This is a genomic window from Streptococcus mitis, from assembly GCA_001560895.1.
In the GTDB taxonomy this organism is placed as follows: domain Bacteria; phylum Bacillota; class Bacilli; order Lactobacillales; family Streptococcaceae; genus Streptococcus; species Streptococcus mitis_Q.
The window spans coordinates 1,669,302-1,684,067 of record CP014326.1; the positions used below are offsets into that span (position 1 = coordinate 1,669,302).

Below are 14,766 nucleotides of genomic sequence, written 5' to 3' on the forward strand. Positions count from 1 at the left end.
AGAAATCATCTGTATAATTGTAAAAAATTAGGCTTTGATATAGTTTGAAACTATATCTCCGTTTTAGACAAAAGAAAAAGACTTGAGACAAATGCCTCAAATCCTTTGTGTAGCTTGTTCTATAGCTGTATTTTAGTTAGACTGGTAAAACATGTTATTAGTAATTCTTATAAGTGACTATGACTTGTTATTAGAAAAGACTATTACTGATTCTAGTCAACTTTTCCCCTATTCAAGTGGAACGACTGCTAGTGTCTTTCCTAAACTAGCTAAAACTTTCAAGACTGTATCCAACTGAGGACTAGTCTTTCCTGTTTCCATTCTAGCTATGACAGGCTGGCTTACTCCACTAAGTTCTTCTAGCTTTTTCTGGCTGATTCCTTGCTCATGTCTGGCTTCAATCAACTCACTCATGATAGCCACTCGCATATCACTTTCAAGAATTTCCTCCTTGGTAAAGAGTTCAGATCGGACATCCTTCCAATTACTACCAATAGCACTAGTCTTCATCACTTAACCTTCTTTCTTTCTAATTTAATTAGAACTCAAAAGTTATTAAAAGTAAATCCTAACATTCATAAAAAGAAGACCTTAGAAAAATTCCAAAGGTCTCATCTTTATTATTCGAAAAAAATTACGGGAAGAGTTATAAATCGAAGACAATTCTTACTATTATTCCAACTCTATCCCCTTCTCTCGGAGATTAGCCAGACACTCCTCATGGTAGGCATCGTCATGTTCGCTGTATATAGGGCAAGTCAACTTCTCCTCAGCTAAATCTTCATATAAAGGGCAAGTCTTACCACGGTAGTTCTTATCGAGCCACTCTGGACTGACATTGTAGCCACGGTTAGCCATTTCCTCCATGATCAAGCGATGATAGGCATAGAGACGATAGGGCGAGTGAGTAAAGACATAGTCCACCGTCGCATGCTTTCTGCCCCAGCCATTACCACGTAGGGCGCAACACTCTCGATGTTGCCCCAAAAGTTGAGGACGCGGAAGCTGTGAAATCAAAGCCTCATGCCAAAGTCTCATGGAAGTCTCCTTTCAGTAAAGTCGAATGCTGCAAGTAGGTATTTGGATAGCGTTTAAGCAAGTCTCGAGTCTTAGCGATTACATCTTCCTTAGAAGCATGACCATAGCGGTAGCGATCCAGCAAGAGCATATAGTCCTTACGCTCAGTATCTGTCGCTTTCTTTTTGAAATAGCCCCAAATATGCTGAAAAGCATTGCAAACCTGACCCCTATGCTCTGGAATCTGGCAGGCACGATCAATCATCTCTTGAACCTTACTCACCTCCACCGCTTCTTGCTTGAGATACTGACGAATCTCATTGTAAATATTGCTGGAATGACTCAACACGAGGTATTTGTTTCTAGCCCAGAGTTGTTGGCACTGGGATTTTTGATTAGTTTGTTCCATGTTTCTCCTTGTTTTCTATCAGTTTCCAGGAAATATGGAAACAAAGTTGTGTCTAAAAAATGAGCGAATCAATAATTTTTTTGTAATTCCTGATTTTTCTAATAAACCTTGTTTGACAATCCTTAAATACCTGAATATGTCTCTACTAACAACTGAATCTTACGTAAAACTTCTTGCTTTTTCCGTTCACGCGCTCCCTGTCTACGAGAAGTTGGTGGAATAATCGAATCTAAATCAGTCCCACTGTTTTCAGCATAACCTCGTTGAATTGATTTGTCTATGAATAATTGGTAATCAGCTACAAGGTTCTCAGACTCAGCTAGGTCATGGATTGCGATTTTCTTGCGTTCCTTGCCATATTCGTAGAAAGCATTGATAATCCCATCATGGTCTTTCAATTTTTGCAAATCAGTGTCATTGATAAAGCCGATAACCAACTCTTCTTTGGCACGAATATCGATACTAGAACGAATCACACGACTAACTTCTGCTTTCATTGCTTCTTTGGACTCAGAATTCTTCGTTTTTTCAACAATCAATGCAAGAATGTAGTCCAGATTAATCTCATCTGTTTTTAAGAGTTCGATTTCAAATTCAACATCTGAAAGGTCAACACCTAAGTCTTTTGTTCTTTCATAATTTTTAAGGTTTAAGAATTCATCTCGAATTTCTACATAAGTGCTTCTTAAATCCTGAAGATAACCTTCAGAGATAGGCTTATCGATTTCTTGAAACTCATCATAATTTCGAAGGACGTTATCAAGCTTCAGTAACTCACCAAATAACTTAACAAATTCTTTTTTATCATGTTCTGTTTCAATTTCTTGTGGATTAGGAAATCTTTCCAAAATTTCCTGACAAACCGCAGTATAGCCTTTGACCTCTATACCCGTTACTTGATCCACGAAACCATCCATGTATTCACTAAAGCTTTTTTCTAAGATGATTTCAAGCTTATTTGTGTCTCCAAAAGTCTTAATAGCTTCCTGCGTAGCCTTTTCTAAATCACGGAAACAAACAATATTCCCAAAACGTTTAACCTTATTAAAAATTCGATTAGTTCTCGAGAAAGCCTGAATCAAACCATGATAACGTAGGTTTTTATCGACAAAGAGAGTATTCATACTTGGAGCATCAAATCCCGTCAAGAACATACCAACTACAATCAGCAAATCCACTTCTTTGGATTTAACTCTTTTAGAAAGGTCACGATAGTAATTTTGGAACTCCTTCCCATCAGCTGAGAAGTTGGTCTTGAACATGTGATTATAGTCGTCAATCGCTCTAGAAAGAAACTCTTTAGAAGATAGAGGCAGGGCTGTATCTTGAGGCTCTAGCTCTTCATCTTGAATTTCTCCATAAGCTGACTGTTCTTCGTTAGGTGCAAAACTAAAGATAGTTGCAACTTTCAATCGTTTAGCTTCTGGTAAAGCTGCTTGCTGTCGTTGGAGTTCTTCATAGTATAATTTTGCTGCTTCAATACTCTGTACAGCTAGCATGGCATTAAATCCAAACAGTTGTTTTTGCTTATGAGTATAGTGTTGATTTCGATGCGTCTTGTCATCATAAACTCTCAACAGGTACTCAGTGATGGTTGCTATCCGTTCTGGATGTAGAAGTAATTCCTTCTCTATCTTTTTGAGTTTCTTCTCATCAATCTCTCGACCAACTGCTTTTTCAGCTTCTCTATACTTATTGATTTCAGGTTTGATATAGTTATAGTCAACCTTGAACTTCAACACTTTTTCATCTCGAATAGCATCCGTGATAACGTAGTTATGAAGTTGTTCTCCAAAAACTTCTTGTGTCGTTTCACCCGTCAAGCTATTTTCTGGGAAAATCGGTGTCCCTGTAAATCCAAATAGAGCATACTGTTTAAAAGCCTTCTTAATACGCTTTTGAGCCTTCCCAAACTGGGAGCGGTGACATTCATCAAAGATTAAAACACATTTTTTACTATAGATTTCATGATTTGGATTCGCTGTTATAAATTTGTTTAACTTTTGAATTGTTGTGACAATGATTCGATCATCATTTTCTTCGATACTTCGTTGGAGCTCTTTGGTATTGTTGCTACCATTGACTGAATTTGGCTGGAACTTTTTATATTCATTCATAGTTTGGTCATCTAGGTCTTTTCTATCAACCACAAAAATCACTTTATCAATATAGTCCAACCCTGTTGCCAAACGGGCAGTCTTAAAGCTTGTCAAAGTTTTTCCTGAACCCGTTGTATGCCAGATATAGCCACAAGCATTGATTGTGCCAAAGTTCTTCATCTCATTAGACGAATGAATCTTGCGTATGATACTCTCAGTAGCTGCTATCTGATAAGGGCGCATGATGAGCAAGGTGTTATTAGTATCAAAAACACAATACTTAGTCAAAACTTCCAAGAGGACACGCTTACTTAAGAAGGTAACGGTAAAATCTTCCAATTCGTGAATAGTCTTGTTCTTACGGTCTGCCCATTCACAGGTGAACTCATAATGATTTTTATTTTGAGCTGTTGTATTGGCAAAATAGCGTGTAAAAGTGCCATTCGAAATGACAAAAATCTGAATGTATTTGTATAAAGAATTCTCGCTATTGAAGCTTTCCTTACTATAACGGTGAACCTGATTAAAGGCTTCTTGCAGACTAACACCACGTCTTTTCAATTCAATCTGAACTAGAGGGAGACCATTTACCAAGATAGTGACATCGTAACGATTAGTATGACTACCCACCTGGGTCACTTGATTGATGACCTGCATACTGTTGTTGTGAATGTTTTTCTTATCAAGGATAAAAATATTTTTAATCCGTCCATCATCAAATACAAAGTCATAAATATGATTCTCTTGTATTTTTCGAGTTTTTTCAACTAGCCCCTCATTAGGACAATCCAGATATTCCATTACAAAGCGATTCCACTCAGCATTCGAAAAAGTCACCTTATTAAGTTTTTCTATTTGCACCTTGGTATTTGCTAAAATCTCTGCAGGAGTATGAATATTTAGGCGTTCATAGTTGAGATGATTTACCAAATCAGAAATCAGCTGATTTTCTAAATCTGCTTCTGACTGGTATTCTCTATCCGTGCGATACTCTGGTTGATACTCAGCCAAGAGAATCCCTTCATTTGTTTCCGCAACTACTTCATGTACTTTTGAATAATCAACCATAGTATGTTCCTTTTTTGTTTTAATTGAGATCCTATCTCAAAATGATTAAAGAATTTTATCTAGTAAAGTTTAATAATTGTTCTCTCCAGTATTCATACTGTTTCTGTCTTAGTTCAATTTCCTTCGGGAGGCCCTCAGAAAGAGAGTTGGTTAGGGTGTTAAAATTGTCAAGAACGGAGACAATTCTTTTTTGTTCAGTAAGGGATGGTAAGATAAACTTATATTGCATAATAGCCTGCTTATCTCCTCGGGGCATCTTAGAACCTTTTGAATATTGCACATTATAATAAAAGAATCGATCATCTGACAAAATATAATATAAATATTTGTTTTCCATACAAGGGATTATAGAATTTTGAATTGTCAAGACATCTCCACTTGTCCCACCAACTTGATTCGAAAACCAAATTTTTTTGAGATAAGGTCTGATATTACCAATCAGTATATCACCCTGATTATAGGTTGTAACACTTCCTTGATCAGGTAAAAATGTAGCAACTGCTTTCCCTTTTCTATCTTGCAACAAATTATCAACTCCAACATAAGTTTCAGGAGTTAAATCTGTCACACTAATCCTCTTTTGACTATATTCTGCAACTGCTCTCAACTTCACTCGAATTGGTCCAAATACCCACTGTAAAAGCTTGATAATAGCGGAGTTATCCCACTCCTCTACTCTACTCTACTCTCAGTGTACTCGCCTTCGGCGACGAATGTCAAGAGTTTTTCTCTAAAATATTCATACTGTTTTTGGCGTAGTGCAATCTCCTTGGGAAGTCCGATATTTAAGTCGTTACAAACCGTATCAAAGTTGTCTAAAACTTGAACAATACGAGACTGGATTTCAAGGGAAGGGACTGGGATTTTCAGTTTCGAAAGTGCACTACCATTCGTTAAAGCTCTTGTTGTATAAGTACTATACCGCACAATATCCTTTCGAAAGCTAGTTGATTCAAAGCAATATGCACAGTATTCAGGAAGCAATAATTTCGTAATCGGTCTAGCTCTCAAAACAAATCCGCTAAAAACTCCGTCTTTAACTTCATCTAATAATACGGAACTTTTTCCAATTTCTTCTTGTGTCTCAGAAGTTCGTGTAAAAAAGACATCCCCTCTTTGAATACTATAACGCTCTTTTTCCTCAGGACTTACTCTAACTTTTCCTCCCAAAACATTCGCTGATAATTTATTGTTTCTGTATACATCAGTATAATTAACTATAGGTGTTCCAATTCCAAAAAATTCTTTTCCTTTGTTCAATCCATTTTTAAAAACAAATAATTCCCCCAAAGTCTTCCACTCAACCTGATAAACCTCATCCTCAAATGACAAAAGTTTATCTCGATAAAAAGAATATTGCTTTTTACGTGAGGTCAATTCTGAGGTCAATTCTGAGGTCAATTCTGTAACATACTCAGTCATTTTGTCAAGTATTTGCACAATTTTTTCTTGAATTTCTAGAGGAGGAATTGGGATTTTAAAACTCCTCATTTTCGATAAAGAAACAATTGGAAAGCTACCCTCATTTATTCCTTTCTTCATATCATTACTTAGAATATGTAAGTAATAAAACAAAAACTTCATATCTATATCTTTATCATATTTCTGTTTTTTCATAACAGCGGTTATCTGCTGATTACATAAAAAAGGAACAGTAATCAAAGCAATTTCTCCTATCGTAGCCGTTGTAGAAATAATTATTGAATTAGGAGTAAAAACTTTACCCCCCTTAACTGCATTTCTGGAGACATGCTGTAGTGAATTAGACAATACCCGTCCATTTTTACGTATATCCTCTAATCTAAACCAAGGTATAGTTCCATTTTCCCAAAATTCTTTATTAGTTTTTGAGGGTGTGTATCCATTTTTTAATTCACACACCTCCCCCAACTCTTTCCACTCAACGTGACAGTTTTGGATTTCTTCTAGGATATTCATCAGTTACCTCCTTCCTTGGCTAGATTTTCAATACTTTTGATTTCCCTGAGATAATCTTTTTCAACTTGACTAAGGGTCTTGGTTTGATAGCTCTTATATTCCTTATCTACCTTCTGCTTCATCTGTTCACGAGAGATAGAACCACCATTGTCCAGCAAGTCTTCTCCAGTAGCCTGAAGGATACGATCTACGTGAACCACCCAGTCAGCCATAGTCATGACTTCTTCTCGCTCTGCCTGCCTTTCAGCAAAGTCTAGATATCCCGATACAAGCTGATTAAGCCCACGAAGCTCCTTCTCTGTCAGATAGTTCTTGGCAACTTTTGCTTCAGATAGAGTAGGGAGGTCGCCCTTAAAAGTGGTCAAGCCCATAAACTCCTTTTCGCTATCGACACGGTTATAAATGAGTTCACTGGCAGTATTGTGGTGGATGGCATAATGCATCTTGTTTTGAACCGTCGCAAAGAATTTCTTTGCCTCTGGTGAGTTTGCATTGTAATCACTTGATGTCGCGAAAAGATCTAAAACCTGACGGTAAAAGACTTTTTCACTCGAGCGAATATCTCGGATTCTTTCCAAGAGTTCTTTAAAGTAAGAGCCTCCACCCAAGTTTTTCAAACGCTCATCATCCATAGCAAAGCCCTTGATCAGATACTCTTTCAAGACTGTCGAAGCATAGTGTCTGAACTGGATTCCACGAGGGGAACGAACACGATAACCAATCGCCAAAATCATATCCAGATTATAGTAGGCAACATTCCGCTGAACACTTCTATTACCCTCATTTTGAACTGTCAACTTATAGTTGACAGTTGCCTCTTCCGCTAATTCACCATCTTCAAAAATAGCCTTGATATGTTTACTAATGTTTTGCTTGGAAGTTTGAAAGAGCTCAGCTAATTCCTGTTGGGTCAACCAGACTGTTCCATTATCCAAGTGGAGTTCAATAGCTGACTTACCGTCATCTGTCCTATAGAGAATCACATCATTTGCCATGGCTCAATTCCTCTACAATCTTATCTATCTCTGCACGCAAGTGGTCAATCTTGGCAACAGTATCAGCGATTTCTTTATTAAGCACATCAATATCAATCTTCTCACGAGTATCTTCTTGTTCAACATAGGTTGAAACAGACAGGTTATAATCCTGCTCTGAACCAATCACATCATTATCAACAAGAGCAGATTTATAGTCAACATTTTGATAATTAGAGAATAATTCAACTATGTGCTCAATATTGTCATCCGTCAAGACATTGTTATTGGTTTCTTTTTTGAATTCTTTACTCGCATCAATAAAGAGGGTTTTATTTTCTAGTTTATTTTTCGCTAGAACCAAAATCGTAGTTGCTATAGAAGTCCCAAAGAAGAGATTATCAGGAAGGGAAATGACTGCTTCAACAAAGTTATTATCTACCAGATACTGACGAATGGTCTTTTCAGCACCTCCACGATAGAAAATCCCTGGGAAACAAACAATAGCTGCTCGACCTTTATTAGACAAGTGGTTGAGACTATGCATGATAAAGGCAAAGTCAGCTTTTGACTTAGGAGCTAACTTACCAGCTGGCGCAAAGCGGTCATCATTTATCAGAGTTGGGTCTCCATCTCCCACCCATTTAACAGAATACGGAGGGTTAGAAACGATAGCATCAAATGGCTTTTCTTCTAAATGCTGAGGATTTAAAAGGGTATCTCCTCGCTTAATATCAAAGTTATTATAGTTGATATTGTGCAAGAACATATTCATACGAGCCAAGTTATAGTTGGTCATGTTAATTTCTTGACCAAAGAATCCATCCTCTAGAATATGGTCTTCGTATTGTTTTTTCATTTGAAGAAGGAGTGACCCTGAGCCACATGTCGGGTCATAGACCTTATTAATCTTGTCTTTTCCAACCATCACTAGCTGAGCCAATAGTTTCGAGACTGTCTGGGGTGTGAAAAATTCACCTCCACTTTTTCCTGCATTACTGGCATAGTTGGAAATCAAGAACTCATAGGCATCCCCAAAGGCATCGATGTCATTTTCCTCAAAGTTACCAAAGTTAATGCTATTGATACCATTTAGGATATCAGATAGGCGCTTATTTTTTTCTGGAACAGTCCCACCAAGGATGTTGCTTCGTGTATCCAAGTTATCAAACAGACCTTTGATATCATCTTCTGATTTGAAGCCAATTGCTGACTTCTCAATAGCTTGAAAAATATTGGCTAATTCTTCGTTTAAATTTTCATTTTGCGAGGCATTCTCGACAACATTTTCAAATAGTTGACTCGGAAGGATAAAGAATCCCTTATCCTCAACTGTCCCTGGTTTAAAATCTTGCTCAGCTTCTTGGTCACTCAATTCAGCATAACGGAATTCTAGATCTCCAGCCTCATGCTCAGCACGGTCAAAATAGTCTGCCATATGCTCTGAAATAAAGCGATAGAAAAGGATCCCTAGGATATACTGCTTAAAATCCCAACCATCTACAGCTCCACGAACATCGTCCGCAATCGCCCAAATTTTACGATGCAGTTCCTTGCGTTCTGCATTTTCTTTACTTGCCATTTTTACTTCCCTTATTAAATAAATGTATTATCTCTTCTATTTTATCATATTTTAAGAAAACCCACTCGAACTAGGAAGGATGAGTGGGATAGAAATGTTTTTAGATTAAGATTTTAGAATTTGATTATATAAGTTCAATTATTTTTTGATTTTATTAAGGTAGTAGAACATCTTTCATACCATCCTTATCATCACTCTTTATAAATACAACATTTCGTTTTCCTGTTAACTCTACCAATTTTTCTTTACCAAGAATGATTGCAAGATTCTTAATAATCGAACGTTTAGCTGGTTCATCAAAATAAGTGAAAATAAATCGATATAGATACTCACCTTTCTCTGCTAATTCAAAACATTTTTGAAATATCTCTTTATCCAAGGGATCAACAGAGTGACCAAAAATAATTATATTTTTGGATATCAATATTGATACTTCCTCATCTGAATCCTTGTACCTTGGTTGGAAAAATTCTTCAAATTCATTTCCTGTCTCTTTAACGACCCTTTGGTAATACTTCTGATAAGGAATTAAATCACTGTTAACATCATTTTCTTTATCTTCAATTCCAAAGACCATAGTATTGATGCGACCGAAAGTTCTCTCTAAATCAATTCGACCATGTATAAAATGAGTTAGCGTATCAAAAGTTCCAAATAGATATTCTGAAGTATTGGTATAATTAAAATTTAAAATATAGGCATGTGATAAATAACGTATTGCATCCAAAGCTGTTAGCTTGGATTTAATATTCCTAACTTCAAAATCAAGAAAGTCTCTATAAGATAAATATATTTCTAATAATTCAATCAATAGATCAAGTTGCCTGATAAATTCGTTATTTAATTCATCCAATGCAACTTCTCTTTCTAAAAAACTCCAGCCTTTTTCATCGAATAGGGAGAGGAAAGTATATGCAATATATAATTTTGAACTGTAATTAGCACTCATACGCCAATCAATCTTATGTTGCTCTATAATACTTTTTAACGGTCTATTAAGTTGATTAGAGTATAGCAAGCTACTGTTTTCTTTAAAATACATTATTGCATCTGCTAGTTGCGAAATCATGAGTTCAATATTCGACCAATTTTTCCCGAGTGTCTCTTCGTTTCCATTAATAAATCTCAAATACAAATTATTCTTGTATTTCTCAATACTAATATTTTTAGCTTTTAGAAACTCCAGTAATTTCTCATCTGAATTGGAAAATAATTGTTTTTCAAACTCAATAAAATCGGTATACTTTGTTTTTCGCCCCATAGCGATATCAAAGCCATTACCCAGAATGAGAATAGTATTTGCCATGAATTTTTCTCCTACACATTATAGATAATTACTTAAATTATAGCACGAATCTACTAAAAAATTTTATCCTGCTACTTGTATCGCTTCTTCTACTTTCACTTTTTTCTCCTTCTTACTTAGACCACTCAAGCATCGCTTACTGTCTCGGATTGTATTGAGGTCCTTGAGAAGTTTGGCTAGGTGTTCTTTTTCAGGATAGACTTCTGCACTGGCTGCGGTATAGCGTATAAAAAGGTCCATAGATAGTTGAAAGTTCGGTACGGAGTTGTCTAGTCTTGCCAACTTCCTTGGCAGACTTAGAAGCACGCGCCTTACTCTCCACTTGATTATATTCCTCTTGAGCATTGACCACCGCCGTCAGCAGCAGAATACTTTTAAATTTATGGAAACACGGTTGTTCTAAACCTAGAATGCATGTAAATTTTAGAGAATAGACCTATTATAAGTTTCGAAAGCCTATCTTCCTATCCATTCCTCATCAAAAAGACTCATTCGCCCTTTCTCCTCCAAAATATGGTATAGTAGAGTTATACTATCTATGAGGAGTTCACATGTCACAGGATAAACAAATGAAAGCTGTTTCTCCCCTTTTGCAGCAAGTTATCAACATCTCATCAATTGTCGGTGGGGTTGGGAGTTTGATTTTCTGTATTTGGGCTTATCAGGCTGGGGTTTTACAGTCTAAGGAAACCCTCTCTGCCTTTATCCAGCAGGCAGGTATCTGGGGGCCACCTCTCTTTATCTTTTTACAGATTTTACAGACGGTCGTCCCTATCATTCCAGGAGCCTTGACCTCAGTAGCTGGGGTCTTTATCTATGGTCACATCATCGGGACTATCTACAACTATATCGGCATCGTGATTGGCTGTGCCATTATCTTTTATCTGGTGCGCCTCTACGGAGCTGCCTTTGTCCAGTCTGTCGTCAGCAAGCGCACCTATGACAAGTATATCGGTTGGTTGGATAAGGGCAATCGTTTTGACCGTTTCTTTATCTTTATGATGATTTGGCCCATTAGTCCAGCTGACTTTCTCTGTATGCTGGCTGCCTTGACCAAGATGAGCTTCAAGCGCTATATGACCATCATCATTCTGACCAAGCCCTTTACTCTCGTGGTTTATACCTACGGTCTGACCTATATTATCGACTTTTTCTGGCAAATGCTTTGACATGTAAAAAATCCGTTTGGTTTCCCAAGCGGATTTTGTGCTTTATTTTGAAACTTCTTTTGCAAGAACAAAGTTCCCAAGTGTAGCAGAACCATTTCCTGCGACTGCTGGTGTCACGATGTATTCACGCACATCTGGTACTGGTAGGTAACCATTGAGAAGAGATGTAAATTTCTCACGGACACGATCCAGCATGTGTTGTTGAGCCATGACTCCTCCACCAAAGACAATCACGTCTGGGCGGAAAGTCACTGTCGCATTAACCGCAGCTTGAGCGATATAGTAGGCTTGAACATCCCAAACAGGGTTATTGAGTTCAATATTTTCCCCACGAACACCTGTACGAGCTTCCAAACTTGGACCAGCTGCATAGCCTTCCAAACATCCCTTATGGAAAGGACAAACGCCCTTAAACTCTTTTTCAATATCCATTGGGTGTCTAGCCACATAGTAGTGACCCATCTCAGGGTGACCCACACCACCGATAAACTCGCCACGTTGGATGACACCTGCACCGATACCTGTACCGATTGTGTAATAAACCAAGTTTTCGATACGGCCACCAGCATTGTTACGGGCAACCACTTCACCATAAGCAGAGCTGTTTACGTCTGTAGTGAAGTACATTGGCACGTTTAGAGCGCGACGAAGGGCACCAAGCAAGTCCACATTTGCCCAGTTTGGTTTTGGAGTCGTCGTGATAAAGCCATAAGTTTTTGAGTTTTTATCAATATCAATCGGACCAAATGAACCAACTGCAAGACCAGCAAGGTTATCGAATTTTGAGAAGAACTCGATGGTTTTATCGATTGTTTCGATTGGAGTTGTTGTTGGAAATTGTGTTTTTTCCACAACGTTAAAGTTTTCATCACCGACAGCACAAACAAACTTTGTACCGCCCGCTTCCAAGCTTCCATATAATTTTGTCATGATAAACCTCTTGTTTTTATTTTCTTTATTATAGCATATTTCGAAAGGCTAAATTTCTCTATTTTTTAGATTTTCCTCTGTAAATCTTACCATTCAAGCAAAAACGAACAAACATGTCATTTGTTCGTTTTCACATTAGAGAGGATTGATTAGATTTTCACTTCGATCACAGCATCCCCCTTCGCAACTGAACCTGTTGCGACTGGAGCTACTGAAGCGTAGTCAGCTGTATTTGTAACGATAACCATTGTTGTATCATCAAGTCCAGCTGCAGCAATTTTATTTGAGTCAAAGGTTCCAAGAACATCGCCCGCTTTAACCTTATCACCTTGTGCAACTTTTGCTTCAAAACCTTCGCCATTCATAGATACAGTGTCAATACCAACGTGGATCAAAACTTCAGCACCATCAGTTGTTTTCAAACCAAAAGCGTGTCCTGTTGGAAAGGCAATTGAGACTTCAGCATCAGCTGGTGCATATACTACACCTTGACTTGGTTTCACAGCGATACCTTGTCCCATAGCTCCACTTGAGAAGACTGGGTCATTAACATCGGCAAGAGCGACAACGTCACCAACAATAGGGGTTACAAGTGTTTCATTTTGAAGAGCTGCTGGAATGTTACCAGTTGTTTCTTCTTGGACCAAACGTTCTGTCTCTACTTCAGTAGCAACTTCTTTTTCATCCTCATAACCAAACATATAAGTAAGAGCGAAACCAAGAACGAATGATACAGCTACCATAAGAAGGTATTGGGCAAGTTGTCCGTTACCGATGTAAAGCATTGTACCTGGGATAATTGTGATACCATTACCAGTACCAGCAAGTCCAAGGATAGAAGCCAATCCACCACCGATTGCACCAGCAATCAATGAAAGGAAGAATGGCTTACGGAAGCGCAAGTTCACCCCGAAGATAGCAGGCTCTGTAATACCGAGGAAGGCAGAAAGAGCAGCTGGGAAAGCAAGTGTTTTTAGTTTTGGATTTTTAGTTTTAACACCAACCGCAACTGTTGCAGCACCTTGAGCTGTCATAGCCGCAGTGATGATAGCGTTGAATGGGTTAGCATGGTCAGCAGCAAGCAATTGAACTTCAAGCAAGTTGAAGATATGGTGCACACCTGACACGACGATCAATTGGTGAACCCCACCAATCAAGAAACCACCAAGACCAAATGGCATGCTGAGGATCGCTTTTGTAGCGATAAGAATGTAGTTTTCAACAACGTGGAAGACTGGTCCGATGACAAAGAGTCCAAGGATAGACATAACCAAAAGTGTCACGAATGGTGTTACCAAGAGGTCAATCACATCTGGAACAACCTTGCGGACAGCTTTTTCAAATTTAGCTCCGACAACCCCGATGATGAAGGCTGGAAGAACAGAACCTTGCAAACCAACAACAGGAATGAAACCAAAGAAGTTCATAGCTGTTACTTCACCACCTGAAGCGACTGCCCAAGCGTTTGGAAGTGAGCCAGAAACAAGCATCATACCAAGAACGATACCAACGGCTGGATTTCCACCGAATACACGGAAGGTTGACCACACAACCAAACCTGGCAAGATGATGAAGGCTGTATCTGTCAAGATTTGAGTATAAGTTGTCACGTCAGCTGGAAGTGTCATTCCAAGAGCAGTCAAGAGACCACGCACACCCATGAAGAGACCTGTCGCTACGATAACTGGGATGATTGGAACGAAAACGTCACCGAAAGTACGGATAGCACGTTGGAACCAGTTCCCTTGTTTAGCAGCTTCTGCTTTCATGTCATCTTTAGATGATGTTGGCAAACCAAGTGCAACAACTTCATCGTACATTTTATTAACTGTACCTGTACCAAAGATGATTTGGTATTGACCTGAGTTAAAGAAAGCACCTTGAACTTTTTCCAAGTTCTCAATCACTTCTTTATTAATTTTTCCTTCATCTTTGACCATGACACGAAGACGAGTCGCACAGTGAGCTACACTGTTGACATTTTCACGTCCGCCCAAGGCATCGATGACTTTTTTTGCAATTTCCTGATTGTTCATTTGCAAAAATCTCCTTATATAAAATTTTGTTCTTGTTTGAAAGCGATTTTATTCGCCCTACGACTATTATTTTATCATGTTTTAGAAATATGTCAAGCGTTTTGCAGAAAAAATATTCTATCAACTTAGTTGGCTCGCTTTAGATTGATTGTTTTTGACTGTTTTATCAGGTATTCCTTAAAAAACAAGTTTAAAATCTTGGTTAAAAGGGTTTTATTTCATTATCTTTCATATTTCC

The 14,766-nt window shown here is 38.0% G+C and carries 12 protein-coding genes and 1 pseudogene; 1 reads left to right on the top strand and 12 read right to left on the bottom strand.

What is annotated here, in order from left to right; translation table 11 throughout:
* Positions 1-228: 228 nt before the first annotated feature.
* The 10 genes and pseudogenes from AXK38_07870 to AXK38_07915 all read right to left on the bottom strand — a co-directional run bounded on the left by AXK38_07870 (position 229) and on the right by AXK38_07915 (position 10,763).
* Positions 229-510, bottom strand: a complete 282-nt coding sequence (locus tag AXK38_07870; GenBank protein AMH89162.1) for a transcriptional regulator — start codon at positions 508-510, stop codon at positions 229-231.
* Positions 511-672: 162 nt separating this feature from the next.
* Entirely contained in the window at positions 673-1,038 is a 366-nt protein-coding gene (locus AXK38_07875) for a hypothetical protein (GenBank protein AMH89163.1), read from the bottom strand.
* A complete protein-coding gene (locus AXK38_07880; protein AMH89164.1) occupies positions 1,022-1,426 on the bottom strand; it encodes a hypothetical protein in 405 nt (134 codons plus the stop codon). Before AXK38_07880 ends, AXK38_07875 begins: the two co-directional genes overlap by 17 nt.
* A 122-nt stretch (positions 1,427-1,548) precedes the next feature.
* Positions 1,549-4,593: a DEAD/DEAH box helicase gene (locus AXK38_07885; protein ID AMH89165.1), complete on the bottom strand. Its 3,045-nt coding sequence runs from the start codon at positions 4,591-4,593 to the stop codon at positions 1,549-1,551.
* 55 nt (positions 4,594-4,648) lie between these two features.
* Positions 4,649-5,206: a restriction endonuclease subunit S gene (locus AXK38_07890; GenBank protein AMH89166.1), complete on the bottom strand. Its 558-nt coding sequence runs from the start codon at positions 5,204-5,206 to the stop codon at positions 4,649-4,651.
* Between the two features lie 59 nt (positions 5,207-5,265).
* The gene (locus AXK38_07895) at positions 5,266-6,531 is read right to left on the bottom strand and encodes a hypothetical protein (protein ID AMH89167.1); all 1,266 of its coding nucleotides are present in this window, start codon (positions 6,529-6,531) and stop codon (positions 5,266-5,268) included.
* Positions 6,531-7,526: a cell filamentation protein Fic gene (locus tag AXK38_07900; protein ID AMH89168.1), complete on the bottom strand. Its 996-nt coding sequence runs from the start codon at positions 7,524-7,526 to the stop codon at positions 6,531-6,533. The genes AXK38_07895 and AXK38_07900 overlap by 1 nt, the downstream gene beginning before the upstream one ends.
* The gene (locus AXK38_07905; GenBank protein AMH89169.1) at positions 7,516-9,087 is read right to left on the bottom strand and encodes a restriction endonuclease; all 1,572 of its coding nucleotides are present in this window, start codon (positions 9,085-9,087) and stop codon (positions 7,516-7,518) included. The genes AXK38_07900 and AXK38_07905 overlap by 11 nt, the downstream gene beginning before the upstream one ends.
* A 154-nt stretch (positions 9,088-9,241) precedes the next feature.
* Positions 9,242-10,393, bottom strand: coding sequence for a phage abortive infection protein (locus AXK38_07910; protein AMH89170.1), 1,152 nt, complete (start codon positions 10,391-10,393; stop codon positions 9,242-9,244).
* 63 nt (positions 10,394-10,456) lie between these two features.
* A pseudogene (locus AXK38_07915) lies at positions 10,457-10,763 on the bottom strand (hypothetical protein).
* A gap of 181 nt (positions 10,764-10,944) precedes the next feature.
* On the opposite strand from AXK38_07915, the gene AXK38_07920 reads away from it, so the two are divergent.
* Positions 10,945-11,562 (top strand): hypothetical protein, encoded by a 618-nt coding sequence (locus tag AXK38_07920; protein AMH89171.1) that lies wholly within the window; start codon positions 10,945-10,947, stop codon positions 11,560-11,562.
* 42 nt (positions 11,563-11,604) lie between these two features.
* Here AXK38_07920 and AXK38_07925 read toward each other — a convergent pair whose 3' ends face one another.
* Both AXK38_07925 and AXK38_07930 read right to left on the bottom strand, forming a co-directional pair.
* Entirely contained in the window at positions 11,605-12,492 is an 888-nt protein-coding gene (locus tag AXK38_07925) for a fructokinase (GenBank protein AMH89172.1), read from the bottom strand.
* A gap of 149 nt (positions 12,493-12,641) precedes the next feature.
* On the bottom strand, positions 12,642-14,528 hold the full coding sequence (locus AXK38_07930; GenBank protein AMH89173.1) for a PTS beta-glucoside transporter subunit EIIBCA: 1,887 nt from the start codon (positions 14,526-14,528) through the stop codon (positions 12,642-12,644).
* Positions 14,529-14,766: the final 238 nt, after the last annotated feature.